The sequence below is a fragment of the Marinomonas sp. BSi20584 genome, assembly GCF_002792415.1.
Lineage (GTDB): Bacteria > Pseudomonadota > Gammaproteobacteria > Pseudomonadales > Marinomonadaceae > Marinomonas > Marinomonas polaris.
The window spans coordinates 121,895-140,172 of record NZ_KZ454876.1 but is presented as its reverse complement, the minus strand read 5'-3'; the positions used below and the strand labels follow the sequence as shown (position 1 = coordinate 140,172).

The 18,278-nt window shown below is 43.6% G+C and carries 19 protein-coding genes; 5 read left to right on the top strand and 14 right to left on the bottom strand.

What is annotated here, in order from left to right; genetic code table 11:
- Positions 1-69: 69 nt before the first annotated feature.
- From glmM to rlmE, 4 genes are read right to left on the bottom strand one after another with little or no spacing between them, the layout of a single operon-like run.
- Positions 70-1,416 (bottom strand): phosphoglucosamine mutase, encoded by a 1,347-nt coding sequence (glmM, locus tag TY87_RS09485; protein ID WP_072840296.1) that lies wholly within the window; start codon positions 1,414-1,416, stop codon positions 70-72.
- Positions 1,416-2,249 carry a dihydropteroate synthase gene (gene folP / locus TY87_RS09480; protein ID WP_100186907.1) on the bottom strand — a complete coding sequence of 278 codons (834 nt, stop codon included), beginning with the start codon at positions 2,247-2,249 and terminating at the stop codon, positions 1,416-1,418. The genes glmM and folP overlap by 1 nt, the downstream gene beginning before the upstream one ends.
- A 34-nt stretch (positions 2,250-2,283) precedes the next feature.
- Complete coding sequence (gene ftsH / locus TY87_RS09475) at positions 2,284-4,275, bottom strand: ATP-dependent zinc metalloprotease FtsH (RefSeq protein WP_100186906.1); 1,992 nt, start codon at positions 4,273-4,275, stop codon at positions 2,284-2,286.
- Between the two features lie 60 nt (positions 4,276-4,335).
- Complete coding sequence (gene rlmE / locus TY87_RS09470) at positions 4,336-4,956, bottom strand: 23S rRNA (uridine(2552)-2'-O)-methyltransferase RlmE (RefSeq protein WP_100186905.1); 621 nt, start codon at positions 4,954-4,956, stop codon at positions 4,336-4,338.
- A gap of 99 nt (positions 4,957-5,055) precedes the next feature.
- On the opposite strand from rlmE, the gene TY87_RS09465 reads away from it, so the two are divergent.
- Complete coding sequence (locus tag TY87_RS09465; RefSeq protein ID WP_100186904.1) at positions 5,056-5,358, top strand: YhbY family RNA-binding protein; 303 nt, start codon at positions 5,056-5,058, stop codon at positions 5,356-5,358.
- A gap of 102 nt (positions 5,359-5,460) precedes the next feature.
- Positions 5,461-6,303, top strand: coding sequence for a hypothetical protein (locus TY87_RS09460; protein WP_100186903.1), 843 nt, complete (start codon positions 5,461-5,463; stop codon positions 6,301-6,303).
- Positions 6,304-6,372: 69 nt separating this feature from the next.
- Here TY87_RS09460 and TY87_RS09455 read toward each other — a convergent pair whose 3' ends face one another.
- Together TY87_RS09455 and TY87_RS09450 are read right to left on the bottom strand one after the other, a co-directional pair.
- Positions 6,373-9,480 (bottom strand): efflux RND transporter permease subunit, encoded by a 3,108-nt coding sequence (locus tag TY87_RS09455; RefSeq protein WP_100186902.1) that lies wholly within the window; start codon positions 9,478-9,480, stop codon positions 6,373-6,375.
- Positions 9,481-9,517: 37 nt separating this feature from the next.
- Positions 9,518-10,672 carry an efflux RND transporter periplasmic adaptor subunit gene (locus tag TY87_RS09450; protein ID WP_100186901.1) on the bottom strand — a complete coding sequence of 385 codons (1,155 nt, stop codon included), beginning with the start codon at positions 10,670-10,672 and terminating at the stop codon, positions 9,518-9,520.
- 114 nt (positions 10,673-10,786) lie between these two features.
- On the opposite strand from TY87_RS09450, the gene TY87_RS09445 reads away from it, so the two are divergent.
- Together TY87_RS09445 and TY87_RS09440 are read left to right on the top strand one after the other, a co-directional pair.
- Complete coding sequence (locus tag TY87_RS09445) at positions 10,787-11,521, top strand: response regulator (protein WP_100186900.1); 735 nt, start codon at positions 10,787-10,789, stop codon at positions 11,519-11,521.
- Positions 11,518-12,591 (top strand): sensor histidine kinase, encoded by a 1,074-nt coding sequence (locus tag TY87_RS09440; protein ID WP_100186899.1) that lies wholly within the window; start codon positions 11,518-11,520, stop codon positions 12,589-12,591. Before TY87_RS09445 ends, TY87_RS09440 begins: the two co-directional genes overlap by 4 nt.
- Positions 12,592-12,664: 73 nt before the next feature.
- Here the strand turns inward: TY87_RS09440 and erpA are convergent, their stop codons facing one another.
- From erpA to TY87_RS09425, 3 genes are all read right to left on the bottom strand, one after another.
- Complete coding sequence (gene erpA, locus TY87_RS09435; RefSeq protein ID WP_072840290.1) at positions 12,665-13,012, bottom strand: iron-sulfur cluster insertion protein ErpA; 348 nt, start codon at positions 13,010-13,012, stop codon at positions 12,665-12,667.
- Positions 13,013-13,081: 69 nt separating this feature from the next.
- The gene (locus TY87_RS09430) at positions 13,082-14,665 is read right to left on the bottom strand and encodes a peptide chain release factor 3 (protein WP_100186898.1); all 1,584 of its coding nucleotides are present in this window, start codon (positions 14,663-14,665) and stop codon (positions 13,082-13,084) included.
- A gap of 119 nt (positions 14,666-14,784) precedes the next feature.
- Positions 14,785-15,096, bottom strand: coding sequence for a helix-turn-helix domain-containing protein (locus TY87_RS09425; RefSeq protein WP_100186897.1), 312 nt, complete (start codon positions 15,094-15,096; stop codon positions 14,785-14,787).
- Positions 15,097-15,324: 228 nt separating this feature from the next.
- Between TY87_RS09425 and TY87_RS09420 the strand changes: the two genes are divergently transcribed.
- Positions 15,325-15,537 carry a hypothetical protein gene (locus TY87_RS09420; RefSeq protein WP_100186896.1) on the top strand — a complete coding sequence of 71 codons (213 nt, stop codon included), beginning with the start codon at positions 15,325-15,327 and terminating at the stop codon, positions 15,535-15,537.
- A 270-nt stretch (positions 15,538-15,807) separates the two neighbouring features.
- Here the strand turns inward: TY87_RS09420 and TY87_RS09415 are convergent, their stop codons facing one another.
- The 5 genes from TY87_RS09415 to TY87_RS09400 form a co-directional block, all read right to left on the bottom strand.
- Entirely contained in the window at positions 15,808-16,548 is a 741-nt protein-coding gene (locus TY87_RS09415; RefSeq protein WP_100186895.1) for a hypothetical protein, read from the bottom strand.
- Positions 16,536-17,144, bottom strand: a complete 609-nt coding sequence (locus tag TY87_RS09410; RefSeq protein WP_157789889.1) for a hypothetical protein — start codon at positions 17,142-17,144, stop codon at positions 16,536-16,538. The genes TY87_RS09415 and TY87_RS09410 overlap by 13 nt, the downstream gene beginning before the upstream one ends.
- 64 nt (positions 17,145-17,208) lie before the next feature.
- On the bottom strand, positions 17,209-17,766 hold the full coding sequence (locus TY87_RS09405; protein WP_100186893.1) for a baseplate complex protein: 558 nt from the start codon (positions 17,764-17,766) through the stop codon (positions 17,209-17,211).
- The gene (locus tag TY87_RS22485; RefSeq protein ID WP_157789888.1) at positions 17,763-17,939 is read right to left on the bottom strand and encodes a hypothetical protein; all 177 of its coding nucleotides are present in this window, start codon (positions 17,937-17,939) and stop codon (positions 17,763-17,765) included. Before TY87_RS22485 ends, TY87_RS09405 begins: the two co-directional genes overlap by 4 nt.
- A 12-nt stretch (positions 17,940-17,951) precedes the next feature.
- The gene (locus TY87_RS09400; RefSeq protein ID WP_100186892.1) at positions 17,952-18,221 is read right to left on the bottom strand and encodes a hypothetical protein; all 270 of its coding nucleotides are present in this window, start codon (positions 18,219-18,221) and stop codon (positions 17,952-17,954) included.
- Positions 18,222-18,278 lie beyond the last annotated feature (57 nt).

Here is an 18,278-nt window from a genome sequence, read left to right as displayed (position 1 = left end):
GGCGCCCATTCTATGGAATGGGCGCTTTGGTTTCAAGTATTTATTGTTATTCAATACATAAATTTCATTTTATGTATTTGCTTTAGCGGAAACTACAGAATTAACTTCTTCAACTAAATAATCAACAAGCTCATCTACAGTGTCATTATCTCGACCCTCGACCATAACTCGAATCAAAGGTTCAGTACCAGAAGCCCGAAGCAATACACGACCCAAGCCGTTCAAACGCTCATTTGCTACAGCAATTGCCTTCTGCAAAGCTGGCTCTTCATTTGGAATAAAACGCTTGGCCACACGGATATTTTTCAACTTTTGAGGGAATTTAACCAAGCCAACCAAGAGCTCATCAAGCGCCTTACCCTCTTCAACCATGGCACGAAGCACCTGAAGCGCAGCAATGATACCATCGCCTGTCGTAGTAATTGAGCGACATACAATATGCCCAGATGGCTCACCACCCAACACCCAACCATGCTGCATCAATTTTTCATTGACGTACCTATCTCCAACCGCAGCTCGACTAAAGCCAATACCCGTTTCAGAGAAAGCCAATTCCAAGCCAAAGTTACTCATCAGAGTACCAACAACACCACCGCTAAAACGCCCAGTACGCATAAGATGATTAGCGATAATATACAGAATATCATCACCATCGCGCACTACACCGTGACGATCAACTAATATCAAGCGGTCACCATCACCATCTAGCGCGATACCAAGATCTGCTTCTTCAGCTAAAACATTTTTACGCAACAACTCTGGCTTAGTCGCACCACTAAACTCATTAATATTCAATCCATCAGGATTAACACCAATCGATATAACTTCCGCACCCAGCTCGGAAAACACACGAGGGGCAACATGATAGGTAGCACCATCAGCACAATCAACAACGATTTTAAGACCGCTTAACTGCAAACCAATAGGAAACGTACCCTTACAATATTCAATGTAACGCCCTGCAGCATCATCAATACGCTTTGCACGCCCAATAAGACTAGATTCAACCACTACCATTGGCTGCTCAAGAAAATACTCAATGCGCTCTTCTATCTCATCAGAAATCTTTCCACCTTCGGCAGAAAAAAACTTAATACCATTGTCAGTATAAGGATTATGAGACGCACTAATAACAATGCCAGCACTCGCGCGGAATGTTCGAGTCAAATAAGCAATCGCAGGCGTTGGCATAGGGCCAACTAAACGCACATCCGCACCGGCCGCAACAATGCCAGACTCAAGCGCAGACTCAAACATGTAACCAGAAATACGAGTATCTTTACCTATCAGAATCTTCTTATCATTTTCCTTAAAAACTTGGCCAGCCGCCCAACCAAGCTTAAGCATAAACTCTGGCGTAATTGGCGTCGTACCGACTTTCCCACGAATTCCATCTGTACCAAAATACTTACGCATTAAATCTCTCTCTCAATACGAGACATTAACGCCAACATTTCAACATGCGGCCTAACATCATGAACTCTAAAAATACGAGCACCCTTCAAATAAGCAGAAGCATTTGCTCCCATAGTGCCATATAAGCGCTCTTCAACCGGCAAACCTAAAGCCTCTCCTATCATAGTCTTTCTCGAAAGACCGACAAGAACTTCAAACCCCAGACCTTTAAACACTTCAGTATGCTTCAGCAGCGATAAATTATGCGCCAGCGTTTTCCCAAACCCAATACCTGGGTCCAAAATAAGGCGAGACCGAGAAATACCAACCGACTCACACTCAATAACCCTAGACATCAAATAACTCAAAACGTCATCAACCACCGATACATAATCAGGTCGATCCTGCATTGTTTGCGGCACACCTTTCATATGCATCAAACAAATAGGCAAATCAGTTTCGGCAGCGGCCTGCAAAGCACCTTCACGCTCAAGCGCCCTAACATCATTTATAAACCCCATCCCTAAAAGAGCAGCCCCATGAATTACCTCCGTTGTACTAGTATCTACAGACACAACGATATCGAAGCGTTTTTTTATTGCTTCAACAATAGGCAACACACGATCCAGTTCTTGCTGAATAGAAACAGGCACGGCACCAGGACGAGTCGACTCACCACCAACATCTATAATGCTAGCGCCCTCTTGAATCATCTTTTCAGCCTGACGCAAAGCAGCATCTAATGAATTAAAAGCACCACCATCCGAAAACGAGTCAGGAGTAATATTTAGTATCCCCATTACATGAGGAAGGGACAAGTCTAGCGACTTGTCCCCAAAAGGCATTAACGACATGAAAAAACCATATCAAAAAATTAACAGTTCGACGCTATTCACCTGCTGGTTTAGGTGAAGCTTGACCAGAAGTAGAGTCAAGATCATCTGACTCTGCCTCACTTTCAGAAGAGCCATCACCAGATGAAGCAACAACTTCGTCATTCACTTTATCTGCATCATCACCTTTAGGAGTGTGAGCACTAGGATCAGACCAACCTTCAGGAGGAGATGGCTTTTTACCGTCCATAATCTCTTTGATTTGCTTAGCATCAATTGTCTCATACTGCATCAATGCTTCCGCCATAACATCTAGCTTAGGACGATTTTCAACCAATATCGTTGTCGCTTTTGAATAACAACGACTAATAATATCTTGAACCTCAGCATCTATAATCTTGCCAGTTTCAGGCGAAAAATAGTTTGCCTTACTTCCAGTTGGCCCAGAAATATAGCCACCATTATTATCATCTTCTTCATAGGCGAATGGACCAAGTTTTTCAGACAACCCCCATTTAGTTACCATGTTACGAGCAATACTTGTTGCGCGCTCAATATCATTTGAGGCACCGGTCGAAACACCATCAAAGCCATGAATCATTTCTTCAGCAATACGACCGCCATACAAACTACACACCTGACTTTCAAGACCACGCTTACTAATACTGTATTTATCTTCTTCAGGTAAATACATAGTGACACCTAGTGCACGACCACGAGGAATAATAGATACCTTATAAACTGGATCATGCTCAGGCATTAAATAACCAATAATAGTATGGCCAGCTTCATGGTAGGCAGTATTAAGCTTTTCTTTATCACTCATCACCATGGTTTTACGTTCAGCACCCATGAGGATTTTATCTTTTGCTAGCTCAAGCTGCTCCATATTTACCAATCGACGATTAGAACGAGCAGCAAACAATGCCGCTTCATTAACTAGGTTAGCCAAATCAGCACCAGAGAAACCAGGCGTACCACGGGCAATGTTCTTTGGTTCTACGTCATCATCACAAGGCACTTTACGCAAATGCACTTTTAGAATTTGTTCACGACCACGAATATCAGGTAAGCCTACTTGTACTTGACGGTCAAAACGACCAGGACGAAGCAAAGCTGGGTCTAATACGTCCGGACGGTTTGTCGCAGCAATAACAATAATACCTTCATTACCCTCGAAACCATCCATTTCAACCAACAGTTGGTTTAATGTCTGTTCACGCTCATCGTTACCACCGCCCATACCGGAACCACGGTTACGACCAACAGCATCAATCTCATCGATAAAGATGATACATGGCGCATGCTTTTTCGCTTGCTCAAACATATCACGGACACGAGACGCCCCAACACCAACAAACATTTCAACAAAGTCAGAACCAGAAATAGTAAAGAACGGCACTTTTGCTTCGCCGGCAATTGCTTTAGCCAACAAAGTTTTACCTGTACCTGGAGGCCCACACATTAAGATACCACGAGGTATTTTACCGCCTAGGCGCTGAAACTTACTCGGCTCGCGAAGAAAATCCACCAATTCTGATGTGTCTTCTTTTGCTTCGTCACAACCAGCAACATCTGCAAACGTTGTTTTAATCTGATCTTCAGGCAAAAGCCGTGCTTTGGATTTACCAAAAGACATTGGACCGCCCTTGCCACCACCACCGCCTTGCATTTGGCGCATGAAGAACATGAAGATCGCAAGAATAAGAAGAATAGGAAAACTGGCAACTAATAGTTGAGTCCAAATACTTTGCTGTTCAGGCATACGCCCTTCAACAACAACATTATTGCTAAGCAAATCATCCATTATTTTTGGATCAGCTGCCGCAGGACGCACAGTATCAAAGGTGTCACCACTAGTTCGGCTGCCGCTAATGGTATAACCATCAACAACTACTTTCGCTATACGGCCATCTTGGACTTCTTTCACAAACTCGGAATAAGAAATTCGATTTGTGTCAGATGTCGTATTAAAATTATTAAACACAGTTAGTAGTACAGCAGCTATCACCAACCACAACAGTATATTTTTCAGCATATCGTTCAAGAGCACACCTCTTAACGGTTATTTTAAATGTCTCTGGTAATCATACCAGAACATATCCCATTAACCTTTATATTGTCTTCCTAATAAGTAAACTTCGCGACTTCTTGCTCGCGATGCATCTGGTTTACGCGTCACAACAGATTCAAATTGAACCCGCATAGTTTTGAGGTATTCTTCAAACCCCTCACCTTGAAACACCTTCACCAGAAAATTTCCGCCTGGACGTAACACTTGAGCCGCCATATCCAAGGCAAGTTCTACAAGATACATAGCCTGAGGCTGATCAGAAGAACTGTTACCACTCATATTGGGGGCCATATCTGAAATTACAAGATCTGCTTTTTTATCTCCAATTTCAGCTAAGATTGCCTCGTATACTTCTTGCTCAGTAAAATCCCCCTGAACAAAACTTACACCAGGCAAAGGCGCCATTTCTAAAATATCAGAAGCAACAATCGTCCCGTGATCGCCCACCAACTTTGCTGCTACCTGAGACCAACCACCAGGAGCGGCACCAAGATCAACAACACGCATAGCTGGCTTAAACAACTTATCCTTGTCGTTAATCTCTATCAGCTTATAACTCGCTCTAGAGCGATAACCATCTTGTTGGGATTTTTTGACATACGGATCGTCAAAATGTTCCTTCATCCAATTATTACTACTTTTTGATCTTGCCACGTTTTCATCATACCTAAATCAGTCAATATTCCGCTATAATATCGCTTAACCTCTAAAGCCTCCAATAAAGAGGGTCAACTAATATGAGAAATTTTTACTATGAGCATTACAAACGCCCAAAAAAAGCAATATCGCCTAATCGGCCACGCACTTAATCCTGTGGTTATGATTGCGGGCAACGGTTTAACAGAAACCGTTCTCACTGAAATCGATCGTGCTCTTGAAGATCACGAGCTGATTAAAATACGCATCAGTATTACAGATCGCGAAGTTCGCACCGCATTGATTGAAGAAATCAATAAAATAATGAAGTCTGAAACCGTACAAACCATTGGTAAAGTAGCGCTTTTCTACCGTGCAGCCTTAAAACCAAATCCAAAGCTGTCCAACCTACTTCGTTAAAACAAAACTTAGAGATAGTCTTTTTTGTTTAAAAAACAGACTATCTCTAAACTCTTCAAAATTACGGCCGATACCTTTGACAGCTAACAAAGGAGTCGTACCATGCTATTTATAGAGGCGTTAAATAGAGCAAGCACTCAACCGAACGAGAAAAAGTTGATTTCTAGAGCCAAATATCGCCCTATAATCAGCAATAAAGACTCTGTCGACTTAAGTTCTGCTGCGCACCAAGTAAAGGAAATACATCTAGATAGCCAAAGCAAATCCCCACTCACTGCATCAACAAGCGTTTTTGCCAACCTTATTGAGCATGTATTGAGTCATCTTATAAACAGTAATGCGCATCTGCATTCTCCGGAAGAACTTAATTTAGACACAAAAGACTGGAAACTCTTTCTACAAGTCCCTCCGATGACAAAAGAGAAGGACAACAAATCAGTAGAGTATGTTGCACCAGAAGTGTTACAGCGACCACCAGCCAAACAGCTAATATTCCATATCCCTGTAAAACCGTCTTACGGTATTCCTGTAGAGATGACCGTATTATTGTCGCCTCATAATGGCTCACCGGAAGCACCAAGCATTTTTTACACGTCCCCTAAAGAAAATTGGCTACCAGTATTACGCACACCCTATCCACCAGAATTTCTCGAGCAACAAATAACTCATTATCACATACTGCTTGATCAAGATGGCGAACCAGACCAACTGTCACCACTCTATACACACATAAATCAAAGTAGAGTAATGGGCGAAGACTCTTTTTCACCTCAAACTTTTGGCTTACGGATTTGGAGAGCAAAGAACAACACTTTAACACCTGTTGTTTTAGGAGATAGTCAGATTGGCTTATTGTTTGTTGGCCATTTCAAACCGATTGAAGGCAACCCAATTAGCGAAGAAGAAAGGGCCCGGCAGGCAAGCAACCTTTATACAAAGGCGTAACACTCAAAACCGAAAACCCCGCTCATACAGTGTATGAGCGGGGTTATTATCTAACAACTCAAAAATGATTTAATCCAATGCTCGCCATCGGCTAATGCGCTCTTGAAGCCCTATTACAAAAACGAAAAACACGGGAACGAAGAAGACGGCCAATACGGTCGCACTGATAATCCCACCCAACACTCCAGTACCAATCGCGCGCTGTATTTCAGCACTGGCCCCAGAAGCAATCACTAAGGGAACAACTCCCAAACCAAAAGCAAGAGATGTCATTAAAATAGGGCGCAACCTTAGACGAGCAGCAATCATAGCTGACTCAATCAACCCCTCCCCTTGTTCACGCAACTGCTTAGCAAACTCAACAATTAAGATCGCGTTTTTGGCAGAAAGACCAATCACCGTAATCATACCAACTTTAAAGAAAACATCATTTGGCATATCGCGAAGCAGAACGGCGATAACCGCACCAAGCAAACCAAGTGGTACAACCAACATAACAGAAAGCGGGATAGACCAACTCTCATACAATGCGGCCAATACCAAAAACACCACCAACATGGATAACGCCATTAGTAGGGGTGCTTGAGATGACGACTGGCGCTCTTGAAGTGACTGCCCACTCCAAGCAGCCGCAAAGCCTGCTGGCAATTGATCCACTAAACGCTCCATTTCCTGCATGGCATCACCACTAGAAAAGCCTGCTGCTGCCGCACCAGAAATGCGTATTGCCGGAAAACCTTGATAGCGAGTTAACTGCAAAGGCGTTTCTGTCCAAACCGGAGTAACCACTTCTGATAGGGGAACCATGCCACCACCAATATTGCGCACGTATAGGTTAAGCACATCTTCTATCTGCATTCGTGCCGACGCATCGGCTTGTAAAATAACCTGCTGCATGCGCCCCGCATTTGGGAAATCACTAACATAAGTTGATCCCATCGCCGTAGAAAGCGTGTCACTAATACTGCTGAACGACACCCCCATGGCCTCTGCTTTAAGGCGATTAATATTCAGCTGAATACTTACACCCGAAGGTAAACCATCTGGATAGACACCAGTCACAACCTTACTTTGTGCCGCCAACGCAAGCAGTTTTGTTTCCGCTTCTTTTAATGCCTCATAGCCTCGATTGGCACGATCCTGCAAACGCATAGAGAAGCCTGAGCTAGTATCTAACTCATCGATTGCTGGAGGCATTAGACTCATCGCTGAGCCTTCAGAAATATCCGCCATAGCCTGCTGAGCAAGAGATACCTCTTCTTGCAAAGTAGTATATTCCCTATCTTCCCAATCTTTTAGAACAGTAAAGGCCATCGCTGCGTTCGAGCCTGAACCAGAAAAACCAAAACCCAAAATAGATAGATTAGACGCAATAGCAGGACGCGAAGCGATATACTCTTCAAACACTTCCACTACATCCAGCGTACGTTCGCTAGTCGCGTCAGCAGGCAACTGAATGGTCGTCATGAAATAACCCTGATCTTCTTCCGGTAAAAATGACGTCGGTAACTGCCGTAAAGCGAGAATTAATATAGCTACGATAACTATAAAGATCATCATCATTCGCCCTGTTCGGGCTACCAACTTACCAACACAAGAAACGTAGCCTTTCGTCATACTATCAAACGTTCGATTGAACCAACCAAAGAACCCTGTTTTCTTAAAGTCTTTCTCTGTGTGAGGTTTAAGCAAAGTAGCACAAAGTGCTGGTGTAAGAGTCAAAGCCAAAAATGCGGAAAACAAAATAGACACTGCCATGGAAAGTGAAAACTGCTGATAAATCACCCCAACAGAACCACTAGCAAAAGCCATAGGAATAAATACTGCGGTTAACACTAAGGTAATACTAACCACCGCACCAGTTATCTGCCTCATTGCCTTGACTGTCGCATCCTTCGGACTCAACCCTTCTTCAGCCATAATCCGCTCGACATTTTCCACCACAACAATCGCATCGTCGACAATAATGCCAATGGCCAGCACCATGCCAAACATCGTCAACACATTAATAGAAAAGCCTGCCAACAGCATAATTGAGAAAGTTCCCAATAAAGCAATCGGCGCAACAATTGCTGGAATTAAGGTATAGCGAATGTTCTGCAAAAACAAAAACATCACAAGGAATACCAACGCCATCGCCTCAAGTAGGGTATAAATTACTTTCTCAATTGAAACTTTGACAAAAGGTGCCGTGTTAAAAGGGATGGAGTAACTCATACCTGCCGGCATGGTTCGCCCCAACTCTTCCATACGAGCCAACACCTTATTTGAGGTACTAACAGCGTTAGCGCCAGGAGCCAATTGAATAGCCGCCGAAGTGGATACTTTGCCATTTTCACGATTACTAAAGCCGTAAGATTGGGCCCCTATCTCAACTCTCGCAACATCACTCAACACAATTTTCGAACCGTCTGTGCGAGCTCTCACGACAATACTGGCAAACTCTTCAGGTGAGTTCAATTGCCCTTGAACGGTCAACGGCACAGTAACTCGCTGTCCAGTTACTGAAGGCGACGCACCAACACTACCAGGAGCGATTTGTGTATTTTGCTGAGCAATAGCAGTCGTTAGATCTGCCATAGTCAAACTATAAGACGTCAACTTATTTGGGTCTACCCAGATCCTCATTGCCTGCTCAGAACCAAACAGCTGTACATTACCCACGCCATCGATGCGACGAAACTCTTCCAACAGATTGCGTGACATATAGTCACTCAACGACGTTTCAGTAAAACGCCCATCATCGGATTTAAGGCCAACAATCATAAGAAAGCTCGACGTTGCTGATTCGACACTCAAGCCATTTTGACGAACTGCCTGAGGTAGACGTGCTTCAACTGCTTTAATCTTGTTTTGCACATCGACCTGAGCCAACTTAGGATCTGTACCCGGCTTAAATGTCACCGTAATAGAAGCGGATCCAGAGCCATCTGCTGAGGATTCGAAATACAACATATTCTTTACGCCTGAAAGCTCGCGTTCAATCAAACTCAAAACCGCATCATTCATTGTATGAGGATTCGCGCCAGGGTAGGTCGCCATAATACTGACAGACGGAGGAGCAATAGATGGATAACGAGCGATCGGCAATTGTGGAATTGACAATACACCACCCAAAATAATAAATAAGGCAAGCACCCAAGCAAATATGGGGCGATGAATGAAAAACTGAGCCATAAACATGCTTCCTGTAAAACAAGTAGAACCTGTAGAATTAATGAGCAATCGCAGAGACTGACTTGTTCGACGTCCATTCTTGTACGCGAACTTCCATACCATTCACCAGCCGATCCATTCCTTCGACAACAATTTTCTGACCTGCCATTACCCCCGCCTTCAAGCGGTAATATCTATCAACCAACTCCCCTAATTCGACTGGAATGAGGCGCACCTGACTATTTTCATCGATAACCCACACCTGCGATTGCCCCTCAAAACGGACTATCGCCTGTTGAGGTAACATCAAAGCCTTATCGTAATAACTACGATCCACTTTGGCCTGCACAAACATCCCGGGTAAAAGCTGCTGCCCTGAGTTGTCTATTAGCACCCGCAACAACACATCTCCCGTACCGGCATCAACACTAATACCTGAAAATACGATATATCCTTTTAAGTCATAAGGTTCGCCGTTAGAACGTAAAACCGATATTAGCAAGCCATCTTCTACTCCCTGTTTCGTTAACGCTTTCTGTAAGGATTCAAGAGAAGATGCAGGACGTCGCAAATCAAGATAAACCTGATCGATCTGCTGAATTCGTGCCATTGGACTGCTATCCGTACTGCTAACCAACGCCCCTTCTGACACTAAAGTCTGATCAATACGACCAGAAATAGGTGCTTCTACGGTGGCAAATGTTAAATCGAGTTTACGACGTGCTAGCGTCGCCCGCGCTTGTGCGACCTCAGCCAACGCTTGGTCTCGTTTAAAAACCTCATCGTCGTACACTTGGCGACTGATTGAATTAGAGTTAAGTAATGAGTTCAATCGCACTATTTGCTTTTGAGAATGAGCCAATGAAAGTTCCGCCCGCTTAAGAGCAGCAGTAGCACTATCAACTTCTGCTAAAAAAGGTGCCGGATTAATTTGGTATAAAGGTTGACCTGCTTTCACATCACTACCTTGATCAAAGAGCTTTTCTTGTACAATTCCACCAATCTGAGCGCGAATTTCAGCGATTCGTACTGGAGCGACTCGACCTGATAATGTGTCCCTCACAGTTAACGCCTCAGGCGTTAAAGAAACCGCCGACACTAAAGGTGTCGATACCAAAAGCTCTTTGCTTGATTGCGACTGATCGCAAGCAGTCAGAATAAAAGCTAATGCCGCAATCATTCCATAGCGGGTACTACTAAGGTTAAATTTCATCGAAAATCCTATACCTTCTAAGGCAAGTAAACATTGAATAATCTAAATTCTACTTTTACTAAATGGAGCTATGGCCGAGAATGTATGTAGATTTGATGGAGATGAACACTTTTTATGAATAACGAGATAATAGGTTCAGCAATAAACACTAATATCCAAGCAACGATACTAATTGCGGAAGATGAACTTGATATTGCAGAAATTCTGATTGCCTATTTAGAGAAATCTGGCATGCGCACTTTACATGCAAATAATGGCCTTCAAGCGCTGGAACTTCATTTAGAGCATAAACCGGATATTGTTTTACTGGATGTCCAGATGCCTAAACTTGACGGCTGGCGAGTACTTTCTGAGATTCGTCACCGCGGCAACACCCCTATAATAATGCTAACCGCCATGGATCAAGATATCGATAAACTCATGGGACTGCGTATCGGGGCAGACGATTATGTCGTCAAGCCCTTTAACCCAGCTGAAGTAGTGGCGCGAACTCAAGCAGTATTGCGCCGAACGATGATGAAAGAATCTTTGTCACAAAAAACGCTGCAGGTGGGTCCATTACACATTGATATAGAAAACCATTCAGTTTCGGTAGAGCAAAGAGGCGAGCACTTAAACATCACACTAACACTGACTGAATTCAAGCTCTTAGCACTTATGGCTCGCACACCAAAGCGGGCCTATAGTAGAACTGAACTATTAGAAAGCTGCTTACCTGAAGGCGATACATTAGAACGTACAGTGGATAGCCATATCAGTAAACTACGAAAAAAATTAGAGTTAGTTGGCGTTACAGATACTCCTGTTGGCGTAAGAGGCATTGGCTATCGCTTATGGGATCGAAAATGAAAATAGCTGGATTAAGTGGCAAAATCATTGCTTCAATGATTGCTATCACCTTACTTGCGGTATTGCTTGTGTTCTTTACAGCGTATCTTTTTTACTATTTCATGGATACATTTTGGCCAGATTATATCTTTGTAGACAGCTATATTCCTGCTGCACCAGAACTCATCTGGCTAGCAGGAACAACCATCATAGCACTGACAATAGCCGTAGCCGTAGCCGTCAATTTGGCACGTCATATTTTATCTCCACTCAACTCCGTTACGAAAGGCATTCGCCTTCTCGCAGCAGGCGATTTGTCGGCGAGAGCAACGTCATTCAATAATGCACAAAATGAAACAAATCAGCTTATTCGTGATTTTAATTTACTCGCAGAGAAATTAGAACGAATGACCAACGAGCAAAGATTTTGGAACGCAGCCATTACCCACGAATTACGAACCCCCGTCACTATTTTATATGGTCGTTTACAAGGCATGCTCGATGGCATATTCACCCCAGATAACCATCAATTACGCAGTTTATTAGTACAGGTGGATGGATTAAAAAATCTTGTAGAAGATTTACGAGTCGTCAGCCTAGAAGAAAGTGGTCATCTAAATTTAAGATCACAATATATCAATTTAAATACAGAAATCACCTCGGTTGTCGAGTTTATGAAAGACTCTCTAGCTCAAGCACATCAATATGTGGAACTAGATCTAGCCGTAAACGATGCTTCTTGTGACCCTGCTAGAATCAGACAAGCGCTAATCGCACTACTTACCAATGCCATTAAACATGCTGTACCAGGTTGCATTAAGATTCAAACACGAAGCACACAAAACTCACTGACTCTATGTGTAGAAGATGAAGGCCCCGGTATTGCTGAAGCCTTAGCGCCACATGTATTCACCGCATTCAGACGCTCATCTGACAGTGACGTAACGGGAAGTGGTTTAGGTTTAGCTGTGGTTGCTGCTATTGCTAGAGCACATAATGGTGAAGCCAGTTGCCGCCCAACAGCAGAAGGCGGTACGCGGTTTGAAATGCGCTGGCCATATAATCGAATAGCACAACCAGAAAAGCGGTAACGATCAGATAAAAAAACCTTCCACACGAATAACATGCAGAAGGTTTATTTTTTATCAATTGTTTTATCAGAAGCTAAACACTAAAGCTCGCACCACAACCACAGGTAGATGTGGCGTTAGGGTTTTGCACCACGAAGCGCGAGCCTTCTAAGTTTTCTTTATAGTCCACTTCCGATCCAACAAGATATTGGAAACTTAACGGATCAACAACCAAAGTGACTCCGTTACGCTTTACTTCTGTATCGTCCTCTTGATGTTCTTCATCAAAAGTAAAACCATACTGAAAGCCGGAACAACCGCCCCCCGTCACATAAACACGCAACATGAGCCGATCATTTTCTTCTTCTTCAATTAAAGATTGCAGCTTTGCAGCTGCTGCGTCTGTAAATTCAATAGGATCAATCGATTCAACCATGCTCATTCCAATACCACTAAAACCATTTCGATAAATGAATTATCCACTTATCCGAGTAATTTAGTCAAGTATTGATCAATGTTCACGGGTTGAGTGGAATCGAACTTGAGGCCATTTTTCTTCTGCCATCATCAAATTAACTCGAGTTGGTGCTAAATACGTCAAATGCCCGCCACCATCAATAGCTAAGTTATCTCTACACTTGTTTTTAAATTCTTCAAATTTCTTAGCATCGTCACACTCAACCCAACGAGCCGAGTTGACGTTTACTGCTTCATAGATACATTCCACTTTGTATTCGTCTTTTAAACGGTACGCGACAACTTCATATTGCAGCTGACCAACTGCACCAACAATAAGTTCGTTGTTACGTTGAGGCATAAATAACTGAGTAGAACCTTCTTCAGAAAGCTGCTGTAAGCCTTTTTGCAAAGCTTTCATTTTCATCGGATCTTTTAAGCGTACACGGCGGAATAACTCAGGCGCAAAGTGAGGAATACCAGTGAACTTTAAATCTTCCCCTTCCGTGAAAGTATCACCTATCTGGATCGTGCCATGGTTATGCAAACCAATAATATCACCAGAGAAAGCTTCTTCAACACCCTCACGATCACCCGCTGTAAAAGACACCGCATCCGTCACTTTAATATCTTTACCAATACGGCAATGACGCATTTTCATACCACGATTATAAGTCCCTGAACACACTCGCATAAACGCAATACGGTCACGGTGTTTAGGGTCCATGTTGGCCTGAATTTTAAAAATAAAGCCGGAAAATTTTTCTTCCTTTGCTTCAACTTTGCGGGTATTAGTTTCGCGGTCAATAGGAGCTGGCGCCCATTCCACAAAGCCATCTAACATTTCACGAACACCAAAGTTAGAAAGTGCTGTACCAAAAAACACTGGCGTCAATTCACCAGCTAAATACGCACCAAGCTCGAATTCATGGCTCGCACCACGAACCAATTCGATTTCATCGACATAAGCAGCCCAATCATCACCAAGCAATTCTTTTGCCTTATCAGACTGTAGACCTTCGATTCGAATATCGTCCATCAAGGTATGGCCGCGACCACGAACAAATACATGAATCGTATCGGTATAAAGGTTATAAACACCTTTAAAGAAATCACTCATCCCAATCGGCCAAGTAATCGGTGCGGCAGCGATTTTTAGGACTTCTTCTACTTCATCTAACAATTCAATCGGATCGCGAATATCGCGGTCCATTTTGTTGATGAAAGTCAAAATAGGCGTATCACGTAAACGACAAACGTCCATCAACTTGATAGTACGGTCCTCTACACCTTTTGCACCGTCGATGATCATCAATACAGAGTCAACTGCGGTTAGCGTACGGTAAGTATCTTCCGAGAAGTCTTCATGCCCAGGTGTATCAAGCAAGTTTACGATGCGATCTTTGTATGGGAACTGCATCACAGAAGAGGTAATCGAGATACCACGCTGCTTCTCCATCGCCATCCAATCCGATGTCGCATGCTTATCACCTTTGCGGCCTTTTACAGAGCCAGCCGTTTGGATAAGCTGACCAAGCAGCAAAAGCTTTTCAGTGATGGTTGTTTTACCGGCGTCAGGGTGCGATATGATAGCAAATGTTCGTCTATCATTGATTTCATTGATAAATTTTTCATTCATTCTTTGCGATTCCGTTTTTATGTACGCTGTTATGTACACAATTTTATTTTGTACAGAACCGCGCCCAATCTATTTTTTAACAATTGGGCGGGATTCTATCAAACCTCCCTCTTTTTCGCTCATTTTAATATTTGAATAGACGATTTCAGTATTCTAACGATGTGCTGGCGTTTTACTGGATCTAAGTTTTGCACAATCAAATTAAATTGACTCAGCACATCACACAATTCCTTATCATAATCATTATTCAAATATCCGTACGGCAAACCTAATGACCTTTCTATCTTTCGCCGCGTCTCAATCGTTGGTACGTTTTGCCCTAATTCCCATGCTTTAACCGCCCTTGCTGACTTGTTCACCATTTCCCCCAGTGATTCCCTTTTTACTCCTTTCGCCATCCGTGCATCTTTCAATCGTTTTGCGAATGACATTTATCACCTCTACTTATAGCAGAGGAATTTTATTTTCTTGATACAAATCAATAAACAGAATTAGCGTCATGTTTTTGCAACAGTCAGATGTATGACCGTTATTTAGTGAAATCGAACAGCCACTTAATGTAAATCGGACATTCGTTACGTCATCATATTGTAAAGATAGAGTAATGCGTTGTAAAAAACATCAACACACGGATTTACAAAACTTAAAAGGATTAAATTATGAACTTTGAAAACTTCCACGATGACGCAAGCAAATACATCGATCAAGCCCTCTCTACTGTCATCTTAATTTCTCATGAAAGCGCGTTCACTAATGTTAACCCCAAAATCATTGAACAAGCGCTTTGGAGTGTCACCGAGTCATTAACAAAACTAGATCAACTTTTTTACAGTGTTTTAGATGATGAAAACAGCGCAGCACGGAAACCATAAGGCTTTCAGCGTTTTTTATGTCTATTCTAAGGCGTTTTAAGCTGCAATTTCTTTCATGTGGCTGCAATTCCATTTTTTATAGAAACGCACTGTATACGGGCTGTGGCGGCTTTTAATTGCGCTTTTAGAATTGCAGGAATAAGAAAAAGCGTAAAGCGTGCGGGCGTGGGGAGGAGTGCTTTTTGGGGGGCGGGGAAGCGGCGCGCTGGCTGGCTGCTGGCATGAAAAAGGGCGCTGTATGCGCCCTTTGGTTGTTGTTTGGTGTGTTGGTTATTTAAGCAATGGTTTCAGCTTACCCGCTTGTTCCGTGGCTTCCGCGCTTTTTTGTGTATAGCTGGCGGTGTTCATTGGTGGGGATGTTGTGCCCGCTCCACCTGGATCACTCCATGTATATGAATGGTTGTGCGTTCCTGCAATTTTTGCGAGGTCTGCGACGGTGTTCATTAGGTCGTGTAGCAAAGCATAAATGTTTGTCGTATCGTCGCCCGCATGGTGTTTGGCTGCGATCATTTCATGCAGTTGTCCAGCCTTGAACCTTAAGTCTTGTTCTATCTCTGTGGTGCTGTTCTTTCCTTTGGTTTCCCATTCATTGTCTTTGTTTACCTGTATGTATCCGGTTTCTGATTGCTGCCAACGTTGATCCGTTTCGGCCATGTTCGGCAGCTTCAAACCATGTGGCAGTATGTTCCTAATGAATGGGTGTGCGGGCGATCCGTAAGCAAACGCCAATTCAACGATAGTTCCGACGCTTGGCTTTGACCAAAAGCCGCGCTGTTCGCCGCCAGCCGGAACGGGTAATAAGACATCTTCTATTACCGGTATGTCTTTATCTTCTTGGCCGTTAGCTTTTAGCAATTGCACAGAGACAGAATACACGGGCGTTTCTTCCGTGACTGTTTGCCCCGCTAATGGTGTGAGCGTGTCGGTTATTTTTGCCAACATGGGTAAATGCCAACCACTTTTCAATTCTGGATATTTGCGCATCATTATGCGTTCAATCATCGTTTCCATGAAACCACCATTTTTGATTCGATCATACGCACGCTAGTAAGACGGTTATCGTTTAAAAGATAGTTTGGCCGTAGACCTGGTATTGCCATAATCTCGGCGCTTTGTGTTGCCAGTTGTTTATCCAATACCGCCGCCGGTATGTGTATGGGTGTGTCTGGCCAATGGCCGTCTTTCCACGATCCGACATAGATTAAACCGTCGCGCCGTTGCTGCCACAAATAGCCGCTTATGCCGAACACATCGGCGATTGCTTTGATTAGATGAAAGCCATTGCCCGTGTTGATGAAGTGAGGCACTTTTTTAGCCGTATAATCTGCAGACGGTAGAGCAAAGCCAAGCCCCGTGATTTCCTTAACCTTGGCTAGAACTTCTTTAAGCGTAACGTTACGCAATGCCAATGGAACCGGCATTTCTAGCATGTTGGATTTCTCCCGACAAAAGATGGTTTGCACGCCCTTTCCCGCTGGCGTTGATCGTTCTATGTAGCCGTAAAAATGGCCTTGTTGTTGACGGCCATCGACTCCAAATGAAAAAAACGCGGTCCCACTTAGTGAAACCGCGCTTTCTACTGTAAATGTTGCCCGTCCTGGCATCATTGTATTTAGTGCTACGTCATGCGAAACCAGCGCCGCCCTTTCACCATTAATTTTAAGCGTGTAATCATACTTCATCGCCCTTTTTTTCCTCTTCTGCTAACTTCGAATCGATCCACGCCAAGCCTTTTTCAAACCAACCAGCCGGCAAGCTTTCCGCCGCTGACACTTCGGATATTACCTTTTCATCAGCCGGCGCAGCTTTCGGTTCTTCTGCTTTGATTTTCTGTGTTTCGACTTTTTCAGCGATTGATAAATGCTCGATAAGAGTAAACGACACAGACCACGCCTGTTCTTCGTCTAGCTCTTGCGCGCTCACTTCGTCTGTGAAACGAACCTGACGAACACCAAACGCTTTAGCTGTTTGGTTCTCAATGTTGTAAACCTTTCGCGTACCTTTTGTTTCGTCTTTCGCCATGCTTAGCAATTTGATGTTTTTTAGAAATTCTGGTGTGTTGTATTTGATCTTCAAAGAGACACGTAAACGACACGCTTTATCGCCCTCTTCTGCACCTGCAGTCGATGAACTTTTGCCGGATAAGTCGGATTCCGGCAAACTGAATTTACAGTTTACCGTGTGTCCGTAGCCCTCGATATTTGTTTCATCTAAAACGAGGATTATCATTTATCGCGCTCCACTTCGTCACACCAAACAGGTGTAGACAACTCGCCTTCGCCGTACGTTTCCGTTACATAGCAAATAGGCCGAGGCGGTGGCGGTTCAGGTGCCAGTAGTGTATTTACACCCCACGACACTAACGCCGCCGCGCCTAGTACTAACCAATCAATCCCTAGCATACGCTACCCCTTTTAAGCCAGCGGAAAGCGCTCTTTGATTTCTGTCACTTTTGCGCGCCACGCTTGTTCCGCCTCTTCCGTTTGATCGAATTGCCATTCCATATAGAGCGGATCTGACTCTCGCTTGTACGCAGCTTCGCGCTTTTGTACGTTTTGCGATAGCTCGAAATCACGCTGTGCGATGACCGAATCGATTTGCTCTTGATCCATACCAAGCGCCGTCATGTACGGCACTGTAAAATCACTGTGGCTTTCGCTGTTAAAAATGTATGTTTGTTCCATTTTCTTACTCCAATTACTGCTGACAAGTAAAACGCTGGGCTATCGCCCAGCCATCAA

Bases quoted from the DNA above. Each gene is read 5' to 3' on its own strand.
- TY87_RS09440 (WP_100186899.1), top strand. From the start codon at position 11,518: ATGAAAATAGCTGGATTAAGTGGCAAAATCATTGCTTCAATGATTGCT.
- folP (WP_100186907.1), bottom strand. From the start codon at position 2,249: ATGTCGTTAATGCCTTTTGGGGACAAGTCGCTAGACTTGTCCCTTCCT.
- TY87_RS09430 (WP_100186898.1), bottom strand. From the start codon at position 14,665: ATGAATGAAAAATTTATCAATGAAATCAATGATAGACGAACATTTGCT.
- TY87_RS09420 (WP_100186896.1), top strand. From the start codon at position 15,325: ATGAACTTTGAAAACTTCCACGATGACGCAAGCAAATACATCGATCAA.
- glmM (WP_072840296.1), bottom strand. From the start codon at position 1,416: ATGCGTAAGTATTTTGGTACAGATGGAATTCGTGGGAAAGTCGGTACG.
- TY87_RS09400 (WP_100186892.1), bottom strand. From the start codon at position 18,221: ATGGAACAAACATACATTTTTAACAGCGAAAGCCACAGTGATTTTACA.
- TY87_RS09415 (WP_100186895.1), bottom strand. From the start codon at position 16,548: ATGGAAACGATGATTGAACGCATAATGATGCGCAAATATCCAGAATTG.
- TY87_RS09465 (WP_100186904.1), top strand. From the start codon at position 5,056: ATGAGCATTACAAACGCCCAAAAAAAGCAATATCGCCTAATCGGCCAC.
- TY87_RS09455 (WP_100186902.1), bottom strand. From the start codon at position 9,480: ATGGCTCAGTTTTTCATTCATCGCCCCATATTTGCTTGGGTGCTTGCC.
- TY87_RS09445 (WP_100186900.1), top strand. From the start codon at position 10,787: ATGAATAACGAGATAATAGGTTCAGCAATAAACACTAATATCCAAGCA.
- TY87_RS09425 (WP_100186897.1), bottom strand. From the start codon at position 15,096: ATGTCATTCGCAAAACGATTGAAAGATGCACGGATGGCGAAAGGAGTA.
- erpA (WP_072840290.1), bottom strand. From the start codon at position 13,012: ATGAGCATGGTTGAATCGATTGATCCTATTGAATTTACAGACGCAGCA.
- TY87_RS09405 (WP_100186893.1), bottom strand. From the start codon at position 17,766: ATGATAATCCTCGTTTTAGATGAAACAAATATCGAGGGCTACGGACAC.
- TY87_RS09460 (WP_100186903.1), top strand. From the start codon at position 5,461: ATGCTATTTATAGAGGCGTTAAATAGAGCAAGCACTCAACCGAACGAG.
- TY87_RS09410 (WP_157789889.1), bottom strand. From the start codon at position 17,144: ATGATGCCAGGACGGGCAACATTTACAGTAGAAAGCGCGGTTTCACTA.
- TY87_RS09450 (WP_100186901.1), bottom strand. From the start codon at position 10,672: ATGAAATTTAACCTTAGTAGTACCCGCTATGGAATGATTGCGGCATTA.
- TY87_RS22485 (WP_157789888.1), bottom strand. From the start codon at position 17,939: ATGCTAGGGATTGATTGGTTAGTACTAGGCGCGGCGGCGTTAGTGTCG.